The organism is Synechococcus sp., assembly GCF_982614295.1.
Genome location: NZ_CEXBMR010000021.1, coordinates 1 through 19,877, shown reverse-complemented (window position 1 = coordinate 19,877; position 19,877 = coordinate 1). Strand labels below are relative to the sequence as shown.

Below are 19,877 nucleotides of genomic sequence, written 5' to 3'. Positions count from 1 at the left end.
CAATCAAATGCTTCTAGGTATCAGAATCGCAACAGCTAGTTGAGCCTCATGTTCCGCACCCCTTTAACCGAATCGTGCCGCAATGCCGGAGGCCGCATGGTGCCGTTTGCCGGTTGGGAGATGGCGGTGCAATTTGAAGGCGTGATTGCTGAGCACAAGGCTGTTCGCAGTAGTTGCGGCGTATTTGATATCTCCCACATGGGCTTACTGAAGCTGAAGGGGCTGGGCGCAAAAGACAAATTACAAGGCTTAGTACCCAGCGATCTGCATCGCATCGGCCCAGGTGAAGCGATCTACAGCGTGCTACTAAATGAAGCCGGCGGAATTATTGATGATCTAATTATTTATGATCGCGGCCAAATCGCTGGCATTGATGAATTATTTGTTGTTATTAATGCCGCTTGCGTTGCAGCTGACACCGCCTGGCTTGAACAACATCTTTCACCTCAAGGCATAGAAATAAGTGATCAAAAAACCACTGGGGTCTTACTTGCTTTGCAAGGCCCTGAAGCTGCAGCAAAGCTGCAACAACTTTGTGGTGAAGATCTATCGGGCCTGCCGCGCTTTGGCCACCGCGAATTAGAAATCAACGGTTCAAAAGTATTCACCGCTCGCACCGGCTACACCGGAGAGGATGGCTTTGAGTTGTTGCTTAGCCGCGAAGTTGGTTGCTGGCTTTGGGGGCAATTGCTGGCTGATGGGGTGGCTCCATGCGGTTTAGGCGCCCGCGACAGTTTGCGCTTAGAAGCAGCAATGCACCTTTACGGAAGTGATATGGATGCCAACACCAGCCCGCTGGAGGCCAGCCTCGGCTGGTTGGTGCATCTAGAAATGCCGCTTGATTTCATCGGTAGAGAAGTGCTGGAAAAGCAAACAGCCCAGGGGGTATCGCGGCGGCTGGTGGGCTTAAAGCTGCAGGGGCGCAACATTGCCCGCCATGGGTATTCGGTGCATCACAACGGGGAGTTAGTGGGGGAAATCACAAGCGGCAGCTGGGCCCCAAGCCTTGAATTACCAATCGCTTTGGCTTATGTACCAACAGCTCTCGCCAAGCTCGGCACCCAATTAAGCGTTGATATCCGCGGCCGCCAAGAAGCAGCACAAGTGGTGAAACGCCCCTTTTACCGTGCTAATTGAACCGTCTGCATGGGATCATCCGATTCGCTGAACCATCACTATGCGCAGCCACTCCTGCGGCGATCTGCGCACAAACAGCATTGAAACCAAGGTGTTGCTTTGCGGCTGGGTAGATCGCCGTCGCGACCACGGCGGTGTGATCTTTATCGACCTACGCGACCGCAGCGGCACCATTCAGATCACAGTGGACCCCGATCTAGGCCCTGAAGCCTTTGCAATCGCTGAGCACCTCCGTTGTGAAACGGTGCTGCAGGTGGAGGGGATGGTGCGAGCCCGCCCTGCTGCTTCATTAAATGAACGGCTTGCCACTGGTGCTGTAGAGGTGCTGGCCCAACAGCTCACAGTGCTGAACGCCCTAAGCCGGCCATTGCCCTTTCCCGTATCGGTGCATGAAGAGGAAAACACCCGAGAGGAATTAAGGCTGCGATATCGCTACCTAGATCTGCGGCGCGAGCGGATGCGGCGCAACCTCACCCTGCGCCATAAAACAATCCAAACCGCCAGGAATTTCCTGGAAACAGAAGGTTTTATTGAAGTTGAAACCCCGGTTCTTACCAGATCCACCCCGGAGGGCGCCCGCGATTACCTGGTGCCATCACGGGTATGTGGTGGGGAATGGTTTGCCTTGCCCCAATCCCCCCAGTTGTTTAAACAATTGCTGATGGTGGGCGGCCTTGAGCGCTACTACCAAGTGGCCCGTTGTTTTCGTGATGAAGATCTCCGCGCAGACCGCCAGCCGGAATTCACGCAGTTGGATTTAGAGATGAGTTTCCTTGGCCAAGAGGAAATCCTTGAACTAAATGAAAGGCTGATTGCAGCAATCTGGAAAGCAGTGCAAGGGGTGGAGTTGCAGCTGCCGCTACCAAGGCTCACCTGGCATGAAGCGATGGAGCGCTATGGCTGCGACCGCCCAGACACGCGTTACGGCATGGAGCTCACCAATGTGAGCGATCTTGTGGCAGGCATGGGCTTCAAGGTGTTTAGCGGTGCTGTGGCAGCAGGGGGCAGCGTTAAGTGCATTGCAGTGCCAGGTGGCAATGATGCGCTGAGCAATGTGCGCATAAAACCAGGCGGTGATGTGTTTTCCGAAGCGCAAAAAGCTGGTGCCGGCGGCCTTGCCTTCATTCGCGTGCGGGAAGGGGGAGAAATCGACACGATCGGTGCAATTAAAGACAATCTCAGCGAAACCACTAAAGCTGAGTTACTGGCCCGCACTGGCGCCACCCCAGGCAGCTTGCTGCTTTTTGGTGCAGGCGATACAGCAACGGTAAATAAGGCGCTGGATCGAGTGCGGCAATACCTTGCCAAGGAGCTTGGGCTTGTGCCTCCAGGGCTTTGGAACTTCCTCTGGGTGGTGGATTTCCCAATGTTTGAGCGCAATAACGATGAAAATCGCCTTGAAGCCCTGCATCACCCCTTCTGCTCGCCAAATCCAGCTGATCTTGATGATCTCGCTAGCGCCAGGGCCCAGGCCTACGACCTGGTGCTAAATGGCCTCGAATTAGGCGGCGGTTCGCTGCGAATCCACAAAGCAGAGTTGCAACGGCAGGTGCTCCACACCATTGGCCTTGCCCCAGAAGAGGCAGAAACTCAATTCGGTTTTCTACTTGAGGCCCTAGAGCTTGGCGCCCCGCCCCATGGCGGCATCGCCTTTGGCGTAGATCGAATGGTGATGTTGCTGGCAGGTGAAGAATCAATCCGCGACACGATTGCATTTCCAAAAACCCAACAAGCACGATGCCTGCTTACGGGCGCCCCCGGCGCTGCCAGCGACGCTCAACTGGCTGAATTAAATGTTGCCAGCACCTGGGTTGATTCAATATGAGTAAACCAAGCCCATCCGCTCAGCAAATGGCCCATCTCGCTCCCCCCATCGATATCGGTATCCCCGCCAACCAACGCCAAGAAATTGCCGAAGGATTAGGGCGGCTGCTTGCCGATAGCTATGTGATGTATTTAAAAACCCATGGCTTCCATTGGAACGTAACTGGGCCAATGTTTAGCTCTTTGCACTCCATGTTTATGGAGCAATACACCGAGCTATGGAATGCCTTAGATGAGATCGCCGAGCGTATTCGCGCCCTCGGCCACCTTGCCCCTATGGGCGGCCGCAGATATGCGGAATTATCAAGCATTGAAGAAGCACAACAAGCGCCTGAAGCATTGGCGATGGTGGCGGAATTGGTGAAAGGCCACGAGGCCGTAGCTCGCACCGCCCGCGGGATCCTGCCCCTAGCTGAAGCAGCGGAAGATGGCCCCACTGCCGATCTGCTGAATGCACGTTTGCAGATACATGAAAAAACTGCCTGGATGCTGCGTAGCATTCTTGAAGGCTGATCTATAGGCTGGCGTTATGGCCAAATTTGTATTTGTAACCGGCGGTGTTGTATCAAGCATCGGCAAAGGAATTGTGGCAGCCAGCCTGGGGCGGCTATTAAAAAGCCGTGGTTATAGCGTTTCGATATTGAAGCTTGATCCATATTTAAATGTGGATCCAGGCACAATGAGCCCCTATCAACATGGTGAAGTATTTGTAACTGAAGATGGCGCTGAAACCGATCTGGATCTAGGCCATTACGAACGCTTTACTGATACGGCTATGTCTAGGCTAAATAGCGTTACCACAGGATCTATATATCAAGCGGTAATCAACAAAGAACGTCGTGGCGATTACAATGGCGGCACGGTGCAAGTTATACCTCACATTACTGGTGAAATTCGCGAACGGATTCATAGGGTTGCCGCTAATACCAACGCAGATGTGGTAATTACTGAAATTGGTGGCACCGTAGGTGATATTGAATCGCTACCTTTTTTAGAAGCGATTCGTGAATTTCGCGGCGAGGTGGGTCGCCACGACCTTGCCTACGTGCACGTAACACTTATGCCATACATTGGCGTATCGGGTGAATTAAAAACAAAGCCCACCCAGCACTCGGTAAAAGAATTGCGCTCAATTGGTATTCAGCCAGATTTATTAGTATGTAGAAGTGATCGTGAAATCAGCAATGAATTAAAGGCAAAGATTGGTGGCTTTTGTGGTGTATCGGCTAAAGCCGTAGTGCAATCCCTTGATGCCGACAGTATTTATGCGGTGCCGATTGCACTGGAACGCGAAGGTTTATGCCGTCAACTATTGGAGGTGCTAAACCTACAAGATCATGAAAGTGATATGGCTGGATGGGAAGAATTAGTGCGTCGCCTACGCAACCCGGGCCCAGCAGTAAAAGTTGCTTTAGTTGGTAAATATGTGCAGCTAAATGATGCTTACCTTTCGGTGGTTGAAGCCCTGCGTCATGCTTGCCTTGATGCCGATTGCGGCCTTGATCTGCATTGGGTTAATGCTGAACTCCTAGAGGAGCAAGGAGCTGAAAAGTTATTAACAGGCATGGATGCGGTGGTGGTGCCTGGGGGTTTTGGCAACCGCGGCGTTGATGGCAAGATCGATGCAATCCGTTGGGCAAGAGAGCAGCAGGTGCCGTTTCTTGGTTTGTGCCTCGGCATGCAAACCGCTGTTATCGAATGGGCTCGAAATTGCGCCGGTTTAGTGGATGCCACCAGTGCCGAATTAGAACCCGCTAGCACACATCCTGTAATTCATCTACTACCGGAACAACAGGATGTGGTGGATCTTGGCGGCACGATGCGGCTTGGAGTTTACCCATGCCGTTTGGCAGCTGGCAGTAAAGCGCACGCACTATATGGAGAAGAAGTGGTATATGAAAGACATCGCCATCGCTTTGAATTTAATAATGCTTACCGCAGTTTATTTGTAGAATCAGGTTATGAAATAAGTGGCATGTCGCCCGATGGTCGTTTAGTGGAATTAATTGAATTAAAAAGCCATCCCTACTTTTTAGCTTGTCAATATCATCCAGAATTTTTATCAAGGCCAGGCAAGCCCCATCCCTTATTTCGCGGTTTGATTGAAGCGGCTCTTAAATATCAAACACAATAAAAATGAATTCATTGCCGGTGGTGGAAACCTTTCGCTCAATTCAAGGGGAAGGAATTCATAGCGGCCGCAGTGCATTTTTTATCCGTTTAGCTGGTTGCAACGTGGCCTGCAGCTGGTGCGACACAAAGCATTCATGGCCCCAATCTGCCCATCCACGGCGAAGCCTTGCCGAACTAAGCGCTGAAACCGCTGCTGCTGCTGCAGATGGTGCTGCATTTGTTGTGATCACAGGCGGGGAACCACTGCATCACAACCTTGATGAATTATGCGAGATCCTTGCGGTGCTGGGATTGCCTTTACATCTTGAAACCAGTGGGGTGGATGCGCTCAGTGGGAAATTTGATTGGATCAGCCTTTCACCAAAACGCCATAAACCGCCATGCAATGAGCTGCTTTCTTGTTGCGACGAATTGAAACTAGTGGTGCATGAAGTGGCAGATCTGGAATTTGCAGAATCAATGGCAGCAGCAAATATCGCAGCAGCGAATCAAAAATCTGCGACGCTGCTATTGCAACCTGGCGCCGATTGCCCAGCAGGCAGAGATTTGGCAATCAACTATGTGCTTAAACATCCCAACTGGCGCTTAAGCCTGCAAACCCACAAATGGCTAGGGGTGCAATAGCTAAGCGAGATATCTAACGCAACTGGGCTGGTTGGATATTTTTTTCCGCCTTCCAAAGCCGGTAGCGCACCTGGAAACCCAAAGGCGCATAAACAACAATCGGCACACTTGCGTTAAATGGAAATACAAATGGTTGGCCGCCAAGCGGTATGAATTGCTTGGTAAGTGCCTGGCCTGGGCAAGCTTTGCGGGTGGAACGCATCACGCCAATTTGTTCGGCTCGATACACCGTGTAGCCGGTTCCCAGCACTGGTTCAGAACGTAACCTGCCGGTGAAACGGTGCAAATTGCAATCGAGCTCCAACTCCTTACCCACCAGCAACTGCACCCGCCAATCAGCAGGATTATTTGAAATACTCTGATCGGGTGATGGTTTTAGCAATGGATTTAATTGGATTACAAAGCGCTGCTCCCCTGCCGCTGCTTCTGCGTACGGTTTTAGATCAAGCATCGGTATCGCCTTAGCGGGCTCTAGAGCAAGTGATAAAGCAACAGCTGAACAAAAAGCTGAACAAAACAATGCAACTCTGAACACGGCCCTTAGATCAAACTGAACCCATCCTGGCCCCACAATGCACAACACACCACCAACTGCCATCGCGCTGCTTTCTGGTGGCCTTGATTCCGCTACCGCTGCTGCCCTTGCTATAGAGGCTGGTTATCGAGTAATCGGCCTTTCCTTTAACTATGGCCAACGCCACCAGCGGGAATTAATAGCTGCAAAAAATTTGGCCGATCATTTAAAGCTCCCTGAACATCACATAATCGCAGTGAATCTGGCGGCCTGGGGTGGATCCTCACTTACCGATAGCGAAATCAGCGTGCCCACTGATGGTGTGGAAGCAGGGGTAATTCCTAATACTTATGTGCCATGCCGCAATACCGTATTTATTGCCTTAGGGCTGAGCTTGGCGGAAGCCCGCGCTGCTGAACGTTTAGTGCTTGGCATTAACGCTGTGGATTATTCCGGTTATCCAGATTGCAGGCCTGATTACTTAGCCGCATTCCAAAATCTTGCTGATCTGGCAACTAAAACAGGTAGGGAAGGTAAAGGTGCGCAGCTTTGGGCCCCATTGCTGCAATGGAGCAAAACAAAGATCGTGCAAGAAGCCACACGGCTAAAGCTGCCGATTGCTGATACCTGGAGTTGCTATGCCGGCGAAGAAAAACCCTGTGGTATTTGCGATAGTTGCCGTATCAGAGATGCTGCATTGCTGGAAGCGGGCCGCAGTGATCTGGTGGGCCAATGAATCAGTTGCCCTGGTGGGAACCACAACAATTAGCCCAAGCGCTAGTGCGCTGTTTTGGTAGCGAAGGCTTCGTTTGGCTTGATGGCGACGGCAGCCCCTTGGGAAACAGGGTTTTGCTGGCGGTAGCACCGCAAACACAAATACGCTGCAGCGGGCTTCCCGGTGAATCAGGCAGCAAAGACCCCTTTAAGGCTCTGCAAGAAATCCAAGCAAATCGCAGCGGCAGCTGGCTTGGCTGGCTTGCCTATGAAGCTGGCGCCTGGGTAGAAGCGGGCCCCCATTGGCAAACACCAGACATGGCAACACTTTGGGCTGGCTGCTATGGAGCAGTGGTGCACCTGGATCTAGAAAAGCAAAAGCTTTGGTTAACAGGGGAGGCTAAGTATCAAAAACCACTAGAAGCCTTACTGCGCTCAAAACCCACCACAGCAGATCAACAGCAGCCAATAGCAAACGCAGGCATTGGTTTAGATGCTTGGTATTGGCATACAACAACAAGTGCTTTTGAGCAGCAGGTAAAGGAAGTAAAAGAATCGATTAAAGCAGGTGATATTTTTCAAGCCAATCTAAGTGTATGCGCTGAATACACACTCCCTGCAAATGCAGATCCATTAGCAATGTATCAACGCTTGCGCAGCAAATGCCCTGCACCGTTTGGGGGCCTAATGATTGCAAGCAATCAGGAAGCAGTGCTGAGTGCATCACCAGAAAGATTTATATCTTGCGATCAAGAAGGCAACGTAGAAACCAGGCCAATTAAAGGCACCAGGCCCCGGCATCAAGAGCAAGATAATGATGCAGCGGCGGCAGCTGAACTAATAACAAGCGCAAAAGATCGGGCTGAAAACATAATGATCGTAGATCTATTACGAAACGACCTAGGCAGGGTATGCAAAGCGGGTAGCATCAAAGTGCCACAACTATTAGGCCTTGAAAGTTACGCACAGGTGCACCACCTCACATCGGTTGTAACAGGAGTATTAGAAGGTACACAAACAGCTGCTTCTCTACTGCGCGCCTGCTGGCCAGGTGGATCGATAAGTGGTGCTCCCAAAATCAGCGCTTGTGCACATTTAAATAAATTAGAACCAGTGGCAAGGGGCCCATATTGCGGCAGCTTCTTTCACTTTAAAAACGATGGCGGTTTTGATAGCAATATCCTGATTCGCAGCGTAATGGTGCGCGCTAAACGTTTAAGGGTGCATGCTGGCTGCGGCATTGTTGCTGATTCCAATCCGCAGCAAGAAGCAGCAGAACTTGGCTGGAAAATAGAACCTTTACTCGCAGCCTTGCGCTAATGGATGCAATCGCTTGGTGTAATTCAAAATGGGGTGATCCCAATGAATTGGGTGTACCGATCAGCGATAGGGGTTTAAGGCTGGCAGAAGGTGTATTTGAAACAGTTCTGCTTGTATGCGGGGAAGCACAACTGCTTGATCAACATCTAGAGCGCTGGTATCTGGGGGCGTTGCACTTGGGCTTGCCAAATCCGCCTGCCAAATCAGAAATAAGAAGCTTGATCGCAACAGCGATAGAGCGCAGTGGCATCAAAGATGGCGCCCTACGTCTTAATTGGAGCCAGGGCGATGGGGGCGGCAGAGGATTAGCCCTTAGCGAAAATGATCAAGCAGGACGACTCTGGGGCAGCTTGCATCGCCATAAGCCAACATTTCAAATGCAGACCATAATTATTAGCAAAAAGATAAAAGTATGGGCAGATAGCGCCCTGCGCCACTACAAAACATTTGCCTACGGCGAAATGGCTTTAGCCCGGCGAGAAGCAGCAACTGCTGGCTGCCAAGATGCCTTATTGCTCAGTAGCGCTGGCGGACTCTGCTGCGCCACAAGCGCAAATCTGCTGGTGCAGCAGCAGGGCATCTGGATAACACCAAGCCTTGCCAGCGGCTGTTTACCTGGAACCATGCGGGCAGCAGCCCTGCAACAAGGAAGAGCAACTGAATCGCAATTAGGCGATGCACTAATCCCTGGTGAAGCAGCGGTATTACTTAATAGCCTCGATTGCCGCCCAATCACACCTGAGGCAGTTCCACTTGCTGAACAACTATTTCGCAATTTATTAAAAGAATCTAAAATCAAGGGGCAAGCACTAATTCAGTGACCGTTGCAACCGTTAAATAAAATTAAACGTGGCTTGATGTGTTGAAATGATGATCACACCGATGGAAGCAAGCGACTGCAGTTTTCGAAACAACCTAAATCGAATAATTATCCTGCGCTGCTTTGGCGCTCAAAATTATTACCTCGAGCGGGTGATATTTCCATTTGAAATACTAAATTTTTCGGCTCCACAGGAAGCAGAGGTGGAGATATGGAGCCATGAATTTGGCGGAGCAGAACTAGTGGAAAGTTTTAAAGTTGCAGAATTACACACTTAAAAAGCGATCGATCACAACTTTACTTAAATCGGCTGTTGGGCCACTTGCCACCATGCCCCCTTTTTGCATTGCATAGTACCAATCGGCTTGCCGCACAAAATGCAAATGCTGCTCCACAAGTAAGACGCTTATTCCTGTAGTTGCAACAATTTGCTTAACTGCCTTTTCAATATCAAGGACCACAGAGGGTTGTATTCCCTCTGTGGGTTCATCTAACAAAAGCAGTCGAGGTTTACCAAGCAGTGCTCTTGCAATTGCTAATTGTTGTTGTTGCCCGCCGCTTAAATCACCGCCACGCCGCTGCAAAAATCCCTCTAAAACGGGAAATAATTCAAATATCCGAGGATCAATATGGCGATTTTTGGCCAACCCACCAGGCAATGCTTCCAGGCCAAGTAATAGATTTTCCTTAACAGTAAGCTGGGGAATTATCTCCCTACCTTGAGGCACATAAGCAACACCAGATCTGGCTCTTTGATAGGGCGCCTTCTGTTTTAGATCCTCTCCTTCTAAACAAATCTTGCCACTACGCTGCTGCAATAAACCAATAATAGTTTTTAGTAGAGTAGTTTTACCAACCCCGTTGCGCCCAATGAGGCATACCATTTGTCCGGGACGTACGCTTAGATCTACGTTGCGCAAGATATGACTATTACCGTAATACACGTTTAGTGCACTCACATCAAGCACATGCTTTATGGAGTTTGTCATGGATTAACATCCTCGCGGCCAAGATAAACATCAATCACTCTCGAATCAGCCTGCACCTCCTCCATCGAACCCTCGCACAACACATGGCCTTCATGTAAAACTGTTACCGGAGCTTGGAGATCACGGATGAAATCCATGTCGTGCTCAATTACTAATACTGTATGGCTTCCACTAAGATCCTTCAACAAAGCTGCAGTGTGGGCAGTTTCTTCATCACTTAAACCAGCTACCGGTTCATCTACCAGCAAAAGATCCGGATCTTGAGCCACCAACATTGCAATCTCTAACCACTGCTTTTGGCCGTGTGATAGTCCACCAGCCAATTGCTGATCGTGGCTAGCAAGACCCACTTGCAGCAATAATTGCTGCACCCGATCGCGCTGCTTATTTGGCAAATTACTAAACAAAAGTTTGAGGGGAGAGGATCCCTTAGCAACTGCCAGTTCAAGGTTTCGCCTGCAACTTAAATTTTCAATAACCCTGGGGGTTTGAAACTTGCGACCGATTCCAAGGCGAACAATATGATGCTCTGGTTTACCAATAAGAGATTTCCCGCGAAACAACACCTCACCTTTAGAGGGTTGAACTTTACCGGTAATCACATCAAGAAAAGTAGTTTTTCCAGCTCCATTTGGGCCGATAACAGCCCGCAATTCTCCGCTTGTAAGTTTCAAATTAAGATCATTTAGGGCAAGGAAACCATCAAAACTAACCGTTACCCCTTTTAGCTCAAGAAGTGTATTCATTGTTCTTGCTCAGAAACCGGCACAAGTAGATTCCTAAACCCACCATTACGCCACCAACCAACTAAACCATCAGGCAAAGCTGTTACCACTAAAAGAAATAAGCCCCCCTGAATAAATAACCAAGTTTCTGGAAGCTGTTCACTAATTAAACTCTTGGCAAAATTAATGAATACGGCCCCAAGAATTGCACCCACCAATGTTCCGCGTCCCCCCACTGCAACCCAAATCACCATCTCAATCGAAAAGGGAGCCGCCATAAATTGCGGCGAAACAATCCCAGACTGCACTGTATAAAGGGCTCCACTAATGCCGGCTAAAGCGCCAGCGATAGTAAAAACAACTGTTTTATATACTGCGGGGTTGTAACCGGTAAACCGCATCCGCTGTTCATCATCCCGCAAAGCGATTAACGCATCACCAAAACGACCTTTAATTAACCATCTACATAACAACCAAGCAAAAAATAAAATAAAAACCGTAAGAAAATATAGCCCCCTTTGCATAGCATCACTGCCAACAAGTTCACCCAAAAAACGAGCAGTATCTGTTTTCAGGCCATTGGTGCCATTAATAAGCTTTTGCTGGCCATTGAAAAAATTATAAAATACAAGAAGAGCAGCTTGAGTGAGAATCGAAAAATAAACACCCCTAATGCGATTGCGAAATACTAGAAAACCGAGAATTCCAGCAACGAATGCAGGGATCACCCAAATTGCAAAGAAAGTAAATAACCCAGAAGAAAAAGGTTGCCAAAAAGCAGGCATACTTTTTACGCCATATAAACCAAAAAACTCAGGTAATTCACCAGGCGCTAGCGACTGCAACTGTAGATACATACCAAGGGCATAACCACCTAGGGCAAAGAAAATACCTTGCCCTAGGCTCAATAAACCTGTGTAACCCCAAATAAGATCAATCCCTAACGCCACAATACCAAGGGAAAGAAAACGCCCAAGTAAATTAAGCCTAAATGGTGGCAAGATAACGGGTAAAACAATTGCCACAATTAAAAGTATTAGCCAAGGCAAATAACGAAATAGGGGGGTAGCCCTCGCGGAAACAAAGGGGGAATTCATATTTAAACCTCCGCCATACGGCCCTTAGGTGGAAATAATCCAGCTGGACGAAACTGCAAAAATACAACAATTAATACAAATACCAAAACCTTAGCCATTGAAGTGGTTGCAAAAAACGTAATTAATTCATTTAATCCCGCAGGCATTGTGGGCCATACCAACAGCAAGGATCCAGAACCGAGCACATAACTCAGCACGCCGATACCAAGTGCTGCAAGCACTGTACCCAGCAATTTACCCACACCTCCTAGCACTACCACCATGAAACAATCAACAATGTAATTACCACCAAGATTGGGGCCTACAGAGCCGAGCAAAGTAACTGCAACTCCAGCAACTCCAGCCAAACCAGAACCAACTAGAAAAGTGAGCGCATCAACGCTTTCAGTTGGAATACCAAGGCAACTACTCATAGATCGATTTTGAGTTACAGCGCGTATCCGAATACCCCACACACTTTTTTGTAGAAACCAATTCACTGCTATTAAAGAAATAAGTGTTAATATAATAATAAATAGCCTAGCTGTTGGCATATTAACGCCTGCGTAATCAATAGAGCCACGCAACCATTCAGGTGCCGTTACATCAATGTTTCTTGCACTGAACCAAGCCTGATCCAGCAACCTCACGGAACCGAATAATGCAGCAGCGCCAACCCCTAATAAAGTTGCCAAGATCCAGTTGCCAACCTTAAAAATCAACGCCCAACGTTGCATTATCCAATTGCTAGGTATTAGCCTCGGCAGTAATAAGCCGAGAACAGCAGTTAACAACAAACCCAAAACAAAGGCTGTTGAAACCGACCGTACAAACTGCTGCAAAATCAAACTAACGCCCCATGTGGCAAGTAAAGTTTCAAGGGGCCGCCCATATAATCTGCGGATAACTGTTGCTTCTAAAAGCAAGCCTGCAACACCACTAACAATGAAAGCAAGTGGAATAGAAATTAAAATATAGATAGGAAACAAACCCTCAAGGGGGCCTGATTTCAATAGGTTTTGAACAACAAATGTGGTGTAAGCGCCCAGCATCATTAATTCGCCATGGGCCATGTTTATCACACCCATCAAGCCAAACACCACAGCCAAACCAAGTGCTGCTAAAACTAAAACTGAACCAATTGCTAAACCATTAAACAATGTGTCAAGAAATAAACTCATGCAACCACAATTTAAAAAAATAAATAATAACTAAAAAACTGAGGGGCGAATGCCCCCCAGTTTGCAGATCAATTTCAGATCAAAAAATCACATTTTATACTTGCCAGCATCAGGGCGCTTTTGAGTCCAGTCGCAGGTGTAACCCTTAGTTTCAGGAACATATTGATTCCAAGCTACAGGTTTCTTGAAGCCTTGATTTTCTAAGATTTTAAACATACCATCTTTCTGAACTTCACCGATCAATACAAGTTTATCTACATGATGATTAGGCTGCACTGTTACCTTGCCTTCTGGAGCATCAAAGCTCACTCCAATTAGTGCTTCTCGCACCTTATTATCATCTACACTTTTTGCCTTTTCAGCAGCAGCAGCCCATAGGTAAACCATCATGTAGGCGGCTTCTGCCGGATCGTTTGTTACCCGCTTGTCGCCATATTTAGCCTTAAAGTCTGCAGTGAATTTTTTAGATGCTGGTGTATCTAGGCTCTGGAAGTAATTCCAGGCGGCATAGGTGCCTTCTAAATATTCCGGACCGATAGCAGCGATCTCCTCTTCTGCAATTGAGAAGCTCATTATTGAGTATTTGTTAGCAGGGGTGATTCCAGCAGCTTTCATCTGCTTAAAGAAAGCTACATTGCTATCACCATTTAAGGTGTTAACAATCACACCACCATTAGGTAGAGCCTGCTTGATCTTAGCAATGATCGGTGCCACTTCAGTATTGCCAAGGGGTAGGTAATCTTCACCCACTAACTTTCCACCCTTAGCCTTAAGTTGCTCCTTCATGATCGTGTTAGCCGTACGTGGATACACGTAATCAGAACCAACTAAGAAAAAGTCTTTGCCTTTATTTTTAAGAAGCCAATCCACTGCTGGTTCAGCCTGCTGATTTGGAGTGGCGCCGCTGTAGAAGATATTTTTAGAGCATTCCTGGCCTTCATATTGAATTGGATAAAAGAGGAAATGATCCTTTGCTTCGTAAACAGGCAGCATCGCCTTACGGCTGGCGGAGGTCCAACCACCAAACACAACAGCTACTTTATCTGAATCGATAAGTTTCTTAGATTTCTCGGCAAAAGTTGGCCAATCCGAGGCGCCGTCTTCCTCTACAGGTACGATTTTTAACTTTTTACCATCGATAACAACACCGCCCTTGGCATTGATCTCATCGATAGCCATTAATTCGGCTTCGGCCACAGTGTTTTCAGAGATAGCCATGGTGCCACTGCGGGAATGCAAGATACCCACCTTCACTTCACCATCAAATCCGCCATCAGCCTTTTTCTCACCACTGCAAGCCACTATCGAAAGGCTTGCAGCTATGGCAGTGGTGCCACTGATGGCTCGAATGAAAAGCTTGTTTGAACGAATGGGGGCCATGCAAAAACTCCAAGTTTTGATCCGCGATGCAGCGGTGTATTAGAAATTTATGGGTAGAAGAAATACTTGGTTGTAGTGGTTGAAACTTTTTTAGCTACTTGGTAGCTGTTGCAACAAAAATTGCTCCACTTGCTGCAAGCCCTCGCCTGTTTTTAGGTTGGTAAAACACCAAGGACGCTCCCCACGCATACGTTTAGTGTCGCTGGCCATCAAGGCCAGATCAGCTCCCACCATGGCGGCAAGATCGATCTTATTGATTACTAATAGATCAGATCGAGTAATCCCTGGGCCCCCTTTGCGAGGAATTTTGTCGCCAGCGGCCACATCGATTACATAGATACAGAGATCTACAAGTTCAGGGCTAAAACTGGCAGCCAGATTATCGCCACCGCTTTCCACAAATACCAAATCCAAGCGCGGAAAAGCAGTTTCTAACTCCTCCACCGCCGCTCGATTGATGGAACAATCCTCCCGAATTGCGGTGTGGGGGCAACCACCGGTTTCCACCCCGCGAATTCTTTCTGGTGCCAATGCACCAACCCGGGTGAGAAATTGAGCATCCTCTTGGGTGTAGATGTCGTTAGTTACAACAGCAAGTTGGAGGCGATCCCGCAAACTGCGGCATAAAGCCTCCACCAAAGCAGTTTTACCGCAGCCCACGGGCCCAGCTATACCTACCCGTAGTCGACTCATCCAACTACTTTATTTGCACGTTTTAGCGATGCCTCTGGCAGGGTTACTCCGATTGCTTTTGCTGTATTTTTATTTAGTAGCAGTTCGGTTTTAGTGAGTGGTTCAAAGTTCATCCCAGCCGGCGATTCACCTTTAAGGATTCGCACAGCCATTTCGCCTGCTGCAAATCCATCTGCGTAATAACTCCAACCGATCACCCCTAAACAGCCGGGCAGATCGATATCTGGGGGATCAACTGAATACACAGGGATCTTATTTTCAAGGCCCACTTTGCAAATCGAGCTGAAAGCTTGAATCGTGGCGTAGTCGCCAATTTTCACAAAGGCACCGATTTTCTTTGCAGCAAGTGCTTGAGCCGCCTGTAGCACTTCACCTGAATTTGCTACCGCTTGGCTTTCCAGCTTGATCCCACGACGGGCCGCTTCCTGCGCTAGCAACTTGGCCTCAAATTCGGAATTTGGTTCGCCTGGGTTGTAGATCAAGCCAACACTGCTCAAATTTGGATCCACTTCACGAGCTAAATCCAACTCCTCCCCCACCGGATTTGTGCCAACGGTGCCCACCACATTTGGCTTGTGTTGGCCCACCTTGCCGGGAGGTGTTCCAGCCCCTGCCCCCCATGGATTTGAGCAGTAGCAAAACACCACCGGCATTGAAGCCGGTGCCACCTGCATCGCCGCCTGCAAAGGTGGCGTTCCAATTGCTAAGAACAAATCCACCGGTACGCCAACAAATTGTTTTGCCACCAAGGTGGTATTTGCTAATTCGCCAGCGGCATCTTTTTGGATCACATTTAAGGATTCACCTTCCACATAACCAGCTTTAGCAAGGGCTGCCATAAATCCCTTGCGCACAGAATTTGGCGGGGCAGCATCAACAAACTGCAGCATGCCGATGGTGGGGCCTTTTACTTTTTTATCAGCGCCAAGTTTTGAGCAAGCCGCAAGCAATGCCGTGCCGCTAAGGCCAACACCCGCTAAACCAAGAAAAGTACGCCGTTCCATCAGTAATTAATCAGCACTTTGTTAGCTCACTTTGGCGCTGCCATAGAGCTCTCGCAAGTTTGTATGGCTTAAATCTGCTTTTTCGGCGCCACTCCAATCCCCCCGCACCGAACCTTCATGGAGCATTAACAAGCGATCGCCGTGGTTTAAGGCTTGTTCCAAGCTGTGGGTAACCATCAAAGTGGTGGTGCGGAGTTGACGCACTAAACGTTCTGTGAGTTGCATCACCCGCGCTTCCGCCTTTGGATCCAAGGCTGCAGTGTGCTCATCGAGCAGCAACAGTTCAGGTTCCGCCAAAGTGGCCATTACAAGGCTGATCGTTTGCCGTTGGCCACCGGATAATTGGCCCACGGGTGTATTGATGCGATCAGCAAGGGGCACCTCAAGGCTTTCCAATAGCTCCTGGAAACGACGCACATCAAGTTTGTTTGGGCGAATACCTAAAAGACCTTGCCACCTAAACGGTGAACGGCGCCTTGATTCAGCAAGCCGTAAATTTTCAGCAATCGTGAGACCCGGCGCGGTGCCATCGAGGGGGTTTTGCATTACCCGACCAATCCAGCGGGCTCTGCGGTAATCCTTTAATTGTTGCAAGGGCCTGCTATTTAAACGCAAACTGCCGGCCTGCAATTTGAGGCTGCCAGCTATGAGATTTAGCAATGTGGACTTTCCTGATCCATTGCTGCCGATTAATACCAAAAATTGAGCGGGGGGGCACTCGAGCTTGAAATCCTTAAACAGCTGTCGCCAACTGCCACCTGGCTGGCTATGACCCCAGCAAAGGCCTTCGATCTGCAAACTCATAAACGCTTACCTGCATTTGCAAGACCCGGCAATCGCAACCTACCAAGTGCCAATGCAGCAAGAAGCAGTAGCGCTGTAACGAGCTTTAAATCCACAGGCTCGAGGCCAACTTGCAAGGCAAGCGCAATCATGAAGCGGAACAAAATCGATCCAATCACCACTGCAAAAAGAGCCATCGGAATTGAACGGGGTCTACATACCGATTCACCAACGATCACAGCCCCAAGGCCAAGGATTAAGGAACCAAAACCCATAGTTACATCAGCAAAACCCTGGTAATAAGCAACTAAGGCACCTGCTAATGCAACAAATCCATTTGCGATTGCAATCCCCAAGGTGAGGCCGGCAGCTCCACTCACTGCATTGGCGCGGGCCATGGTGGGGTTATTGCCAAGGGCCCTGAGCGCTAGGCCTAAATCAGTTGCAAGCAATAGAGCAAGTAATCCAACTAAGCCAATAACAACCAAGCTGAAGGCAATCGCCCAGTCGCCATCACTACCACTACCCATATCAGGCAGAGGATCAAGGCCTAGATCGAGATTGATCAAAGGGATATTGGAGCGGCCCATCAAACGCAGGGTTATCGAATAGAGCCCTGTACTGGTGAGGATGCCGGCAAATAAATCGTTAACGCCGAGGCGCGTGTGAATTAGTGCAGTAACGCAACCAGCTAGGGCACCACTAAGCACTGCAGCAAGTAAGGCAAGCGCAGGATTCAGGCCATTTGTGATGAGTACTGCTGCCATACCGCCACCGAGGGCAAAAGAGCCATCTACTGTGATGTCTGCAAAATTGAGCACCCGCAGAGTTAAATAAACGCCAAGGGCTAAACCGGCATAGGCAAGACCCTGGTTGTAAGCCCCAAGCCAAATAGAAAACATCGCCTTCAGATTCAAGCCACCATTCTGCTGCCACTAACTGGAATTGCCTGATTTCGCTGCTATCGAACCAATCACCCTGGCGGCATTGATTGCCTGCGGCCTCGCGGGGGGCTTTATAAACACAATTGCAGCGAGTGGTGCAACAGTTACCTTGCCAACGATGATTAGCTTGGGCCTTAGCCCAGGAATCGCGAATGGCACCAATCGTTTAGCAGCAGTGGCGGGATTGGCAACTGCCACCTGGCGTTTTCAACAGGCGGGGGCAATCCCCTGGAAACTCACCTTAAAAGCAACATTACCAATGGTGCTTGGCGCCAGCCTTGGCGCCTTAGGAGCAACGGCTTTAGCAGATGAATGGATAACACTTGCTGTTGCAATTTCATTGATATTTGTATTAATTATATTAATAACAAAGCCAACTCAATTACTGCAAGAACCGGCAATAGAAAATGAAAATATAGAGCCAAAACTTGGCTTTTTATTTTATAGCCTAATGACCCTTACAGGTGTCTGGGCAGGATTTATATCTCTAGGCTCAGGTGTGATGACTTTGCTAGTACTTGTGCTGGCGGGCAAGATTCCATTAAAAACAGCAAACATTCTAAAATGTTTTGTGAGGTTAAGCTCCAGTCTTATAGCTTTGTTGATATTCGGATTGCGCGGTGATTTCAATTGGTTATGGGCGCTTCCCTTAGCTCTTTCCAGCATGGTGGGGGCAAATGTAGCAGCGAAGATTGCCCTCGGCCCCCAAGCTAATCAATGGATTTTTCGATCTCTAATTGTGGTGGTATGTGTGGAAGCTGGCAGTTTCCTATGGCGGCTTAATCCAGGCCTACTGGCGTAGCGCTAGAACATGGCTTGAAATCAAATTTGCCAATGGCAACAGAAGCCCGCTGGAAAGGTCGCCTTATCGCCAGCAGTGATAGCACCATCAGCGTTGATGGAAATGCTTATTTCCCTGCGGCTGCGTTAGTTGAAAACTGCTTTCAGGCCTCCAGCCACCGCAGCGTATGCGGTTGGAAAGGGGAAGCTCACTATTACAACGTGGTAGTTGATGGTGAGGTGAATGAGAATGCTGCTTGGTATTACCCCGAACCAAAGGAAGCAGCAGCTGAAATCAAAGGCAGGGTGGCCTTTTGGAAAGGCGTAAAGGTGAGCGCTAGCGAGTGAGCATTATCAATGCGAAAGAGTTAAGTAAGATCTATCGAATTAGCGAAAAGCAGCCTGGTTTAGCTGGAACATTGCGGCATTTGCTGCAACGTAAACACCGCGAGATAACAGCGGTAAATCAAGTTAGTTTTTCTATCGAACCCGGTGAGATTGTTGGTTTTCTTGGCCCTAATGGGGCAGGAAAAACAACAACATTAAAAATGCTCACAGGTTTAATTCATCCAAGTAGTGGCGAACTTTCAGTAGCTGGCCATAAACCATGGCAAAGAAAAGCACGATTTTTACGCCAAATCACCCTGGTGATGGGTAACAGACAACAATTGCTGTGGGATCTTCCAGCTCTTGATTCATTAAAAGTTAACGCAGCTGTTTACGGTATCCCAGAAAAAGAAGCGCAGCGCCGTATAAATGAACTTGCCGAAATGTTAGAGCTTGGCGAAGAGCTGCTAAGGCCACTGCGCAAATTATCGCTGGGCCAACGTATGAAAACGGAATTATTAGCAGCGTTACTACATCAACCTGCAGTGTTATTTCTTGATGAACCAACCCTGGGCTTAGATGTAAATGCCCAGGTGCGGGTGAGGGAATTCCTTGCTGATTACAACAAACGAACAGGGGCAACAATGCTGCTCACAAGCCATTACATGGGCGATATAACCACCCTATGCCCAAGGGTGTTATTAATTCATCAAGGTGAACTATTTCACGACGGTTCTTTAAGCGAGCTCACCCAAAAACTTGCCCCCTGCAGCCAAGTGCGGATGGAATTAAGTGAAATCCACAGCGTTGAGGATTTCTGCGGCTACGGCGATATTCACTCCCTAAAGGGCCATCAGGTGCAGCTGTTAATACCTCGCGCTGAACTATCAGAACGGGTAGCAGCATTAC

23 protein-coding genes are annotated in these 19,877 nt (G+C 48.6%); 13 read left to right on the top strand and 10 right to left on the bottom strand.

From position 1 onward, the window contains the following. Positions 1 to 48 precede the first annotated feature (48 nt). Genes gcvT through AC2JC8_RS05145 form a run of 5 tightly spaced genes read left to right on the top strand, consistent with a single transcriptional unit; the run spans position 49 to position 5,718 of the window. Positions 49 to 1,137: a glycine cleavage system aminomethyltransferase GcvT gene (gcvT, locus tag AC2JC8_RS05165; RefSeq protein WP_484400810.1), complete on the top strand. Its 1,089-nt coding sequence runs from the start codon at positions 49 to 51 to the stop codon at positions 1,135 to 1,137. Between the two features lie 40 nt (positions 1,138 to 1,177). After that, the gene (gene aspS / locus AC2JC8_RS05160) at positions 1,178 to 2,962 is read left to right on the top strand and encodes an aspartate--tRNA ligase (protein WP_484400811.1); all 1,785 of its coding nucleotides are present in this window, start codon (positions 1,178 to 1,180) and stop codon (positions 2,960 to 2,962) included. Positions 2,963 to 2,988: 26 nt separating this feature from the next. Then, on the top strand, positions 2,989 to 3,474 hold the full coding sequence (locus AC2JC8_RS05155) for a Dps family protein (RefSeq protein WP_255131384.1): 486 nt from the start codon (positions 2,989 to 2,991) through the stop codon (positions 3,472 to 3,474). Between the two features lie 16 nt (positions 3,475 to 3,490). After that, positions 3,491 to 5,095 (top strand): CTP synthase, encoded by a 1,605-nt coding sequence (locus AC2JC8_RS05150; protein ID WP_484420092.1) that lies wholly within the window; start codon positions 3,491 to 3,493, stop codon positions 5,093 to 5,095. Positions 5,096 to 5,097: 2 nt separating this feature from the next. Then, positions 5,098 to 5,718: a 7-carboxy-7-deazaguanine synthase QueE gene (locus AC2JC8_RS05145; RefSeq protein WP_484400814.1), complete on the top strand. Its 621-nt coding sequence runs from the start codon at positions 5,098 to 5,100 to the stop codon at positions 5,716 to 5,718. A 13-nt stretch (positions 5,719 to 5,731) separates the two neighbouring features. On the opposite strand, the gene AC2JC8_RS05140 is transcribed toward AC2JC8_RS05145, so the two are convergent. Further along, positions 5,732 to 6,253 carry an ecotin family protein gene (locus tag AC2JC8_RS05140; protein WP_484400815.1) on the bottom strand — a complete coding sequence of 174 codons (522 nt, stop codon included), beginning with the start codon at positions 6,251 to 6,253 and terminating at the stop codon, positions 5,732 to 5,734. A 37-nt stretch (positions 6,254 to 6,290) separates the two neighbouring features. Here AC2JC8_RS05140 and queC point away from each other — a divergent pair, with 37 nt between their 5' ends. From queC to AC2JC8_RS05120, 4 genes are read left to right on the top strand one after another with little or no spacing between them, the layout of a single operon-like run. Next, complete coding sequence (gene queC, locus AC2JC8_RS05135) at positions 6,291 to 6,968, top strand: 7-cyano-7-deazaguanine synthase QueC (RefSeq protein ID WP_255131381.1); 678 nt, start codon at positions 6,291 to 6,293, stop codon at positions 6,966 to 6,968. Then, positions 6,965 to 8,266, top strand: a complete 1,302-nt coding sequence (locus tag AC2JC8_RS05130; RefSeq protein WP_484594300.1) for an anthranilate synthase component I family protein — start codon at positions 6,965 to 6,967, stop codon at positions 8,264 to 8,266. The genes queC and AC2JC8_RS05130 overlap by 4 nt, the downstream gene beginning before the upstream one ends. After that, a complete protein-coding gene (locus tag AC2JC8_RS05125) occupies positions 8,266 to 9,087 on the top strand; it encodes an aminotransferase class IV (RefSeq protein WP_484594299.1) in 822 nt (273 codons plus the stop codon). Before AC2JC8_RS05130 ends, AC2JC8_RS05125 begins: the two co-directional genes overlap by 1 nt. 46 nt (positions 9,088 to 9,133) lie before the next feature. After that, positions 9,134 to 9,364, top strand: coding sequence for a DUF1830 domain-containing protein (locus AC2JC8_RS05120; RefSeq protein WP_484400819.1), 231 nt, complete (start codon positions 9,134 to 9,136; stop codon positions 9,362 to 9,364). On the opposite strand, the gene urtE is transcribed toward AC2JC8_RS05120, so the two are convergent. The 5 genes from urtE to urtA form a co-directional block, all read right to left on the bottom strand. Then, on the bottom strand, positions 9,353 to 10,075 hold the full coding sequence (urtE, locus tag AC2JC8_RS05115; RefSeq protein WP_484400820.1) for an urea ABC transporter ATP-binding subunit UrtE: 723 nt from the start codon (positions 10,073 to 10,075) through the stop codon (positions 9,353 to 9,355). The two genes, AC2JC8_RS05120 and urtE, sit on opposite strands and share 12 nt — an antisense overlap. Continuing rightward, on the bottom strand, positions 10,072 to 10,821 hold the full coding sequence (urtD, locus tag AC2JC8_RS05110) for an urea ABC transporter ATP-binding protein UrtD (RefSeq protein ID WP_484400822.1): 750 nt from the start codon (positions 10,819 to 10,821) through the stop codon (positions 10,072 to 10,074). Before urtD ends, urtE begins: the two co-directional genes overlap by 4 nt. Further along, positions 10,818 to 11,897, bottom strand: coding sequence for an urea ABC transporter permease subunit UrtC (gene urtC / locus AC2JC8_RS05105; RefSeq protein WP_484400823.1), 1,080 nt, complete (start codon positions 11,895 to 11,897; stop codon positions 10,818 to 10,820). Before urtC ends, urtD begins: the two co-directional genes overlap by 4 nt. Positions 11,898 to 11,899: 2 nt before the next feature. Beyond that, a complete protein-coding gene (urtB, locus tag AC2JC8_RS05100; protein ID WP_484420089.1) occupies positions 11,900 to 13,057 on the bottom strand; it encodes an urea ABC transporter permease subunit UrtB in 1,158 nt (385 codons plus the stop codon). A gap of 87 nt (positions 13,058 to 13,144) precedes the next feature. Continuing rightward, positions 13,145 to 14,275 (bottom strand): urea ABC transporter substrate-binding protein, encoded by a 1,131-nt coding sequence (gene urtA / locus AC2JC8_RS05095; RefSeq protein WP_461555916.1) that lies wholly within the window; start codon positions 14,273 to 14,275, stop codon positions 13,145 to 13,147. Between urtA and AC2JC8_RS05090 the strand changes: the two genes are divergently transcribed. After that, positions 14,274 to 14,480 carry a hypothetical protein gene (locus tag AC2JC8_RS05090; protein ID WP_484420088.1) on the top strand — a complete coding sequence of 69 codons (207 nt, stop codon included), beginning with the start codon at positions 14,274 to 14,276 and terminating at the stop codon, positions 14,478 to 14,480. The genes urtA and AC2JC8_RS05090 overlap by 2 nt on opposite strands. A gap of 47 nt (positions 14,481 to 14,527) precedes the next feature. Here AC2JC8_RS05090 and ureG read toward each other — a convergent pair whose 3' ends face one another. From ureG to AC2JC8_RS05070, 4 genes are read right to left on the bottom strand one after another with little or no spacing between them, the layout of a single operon-like run. Then, complete coding sequence (gene ureG, locus AC2JC8_RS05085) at positions 14,528 to 15,130, bottom strand: urease accessory protein UreG (RefSeq protein WP_295476001.1); 603 nt, start codon at positions 15,128 to 15,130, stop codon at positions 14,528 to 14,530. Then, the gene (locus tag AC2JC8_RS05080) at positions 15,127 to 16,134 is read right to left on the bottom strand and encodes an ABC transporter substrate-binding protein (RefSeq protein ID WP_484400827.1); all 1,008 of its coding nucleotides are present in this window, start codon (positions 16,132 to 16,134) and stop codon (positions 15,127 to 15,129) included. The genes ureG and AC2JC8_RS05080 overlap by 4 nt, the downstream gene beginning before the upstream one ends. A 21-nt stretch (positions 16,135 to 16,155) precedes the next feature. Beyond that, complete coding sequence (locus AC2JC8_RS05075; protein ID WP_482131767.1) at positions 16,156 to 16,938, bottom strand: ABC transporter ATP-binding protein; 783 nt, start codon at positions 16,936 to 16,938, stop codon at positions 16,156 to 16,158. Then, positions 16,935 to 17,819: an ABC transporter permease gene (locus AC2JC8_RS05070; protein WP_484594298.1), complete on the bottom strand. Its 885-nt coding sequence runs from the start codon at positions 17,817 to 17,819 to the stop codon at positions 16,935 to 16,937. The genes AC2JC8_RS05075 and AC2JC8_RS05070 overlap by 4 nt, the downstream gene beginning before the upstream one ends. Before the next feature lie 43 nt (positions 17,820 to 17,862). On the opposite strand from AC2JC8_RS05070, the gene AC2JC8_RS05065 reads away from it, so the two are divergent. The 3 genes from AC2JC8_RS05065 to AC2JC8_RS05055 all read left to right on the top strand — a co-directional run. Further along, positions 17,863 to 18,663 carry a sulfite exporter TauE/SafE family protein gene (locus AC2JC8_RS05065; RefSeq protein ID WP_484594297.1) on the top strand — a complete coding sequence of 267 codons (801 nt, stop codon included), beginning with the start codon at positions 17,863 to 17,865 and terminating at the stop codon, positions 18,661 to 18,663. A gap of 32 nt (positions 18,664 to 18,695) precedes the next feature. Further along, complete coding sequence (locus tag AC2JC8_RS05060) at positions 18,696 to 18,989, top strand: DUF427 domain-containing protein (protein WP_255131435.1); 294 nt, start codon at positions 18,696 to 18,698, stop codon at positions 18,987 to 18,989. Positions 18,990 to 18,991: 2 nt separating this feature from the next. Beyond that, a partial coding sequence (locus AC2JC8_RS05055; protein ID WP_484594303.1) for an ABC transporter ATP-binding protein occupies positions 18,992 to 19,877 on the top strand: 886 nt, incomplete at its 3' end.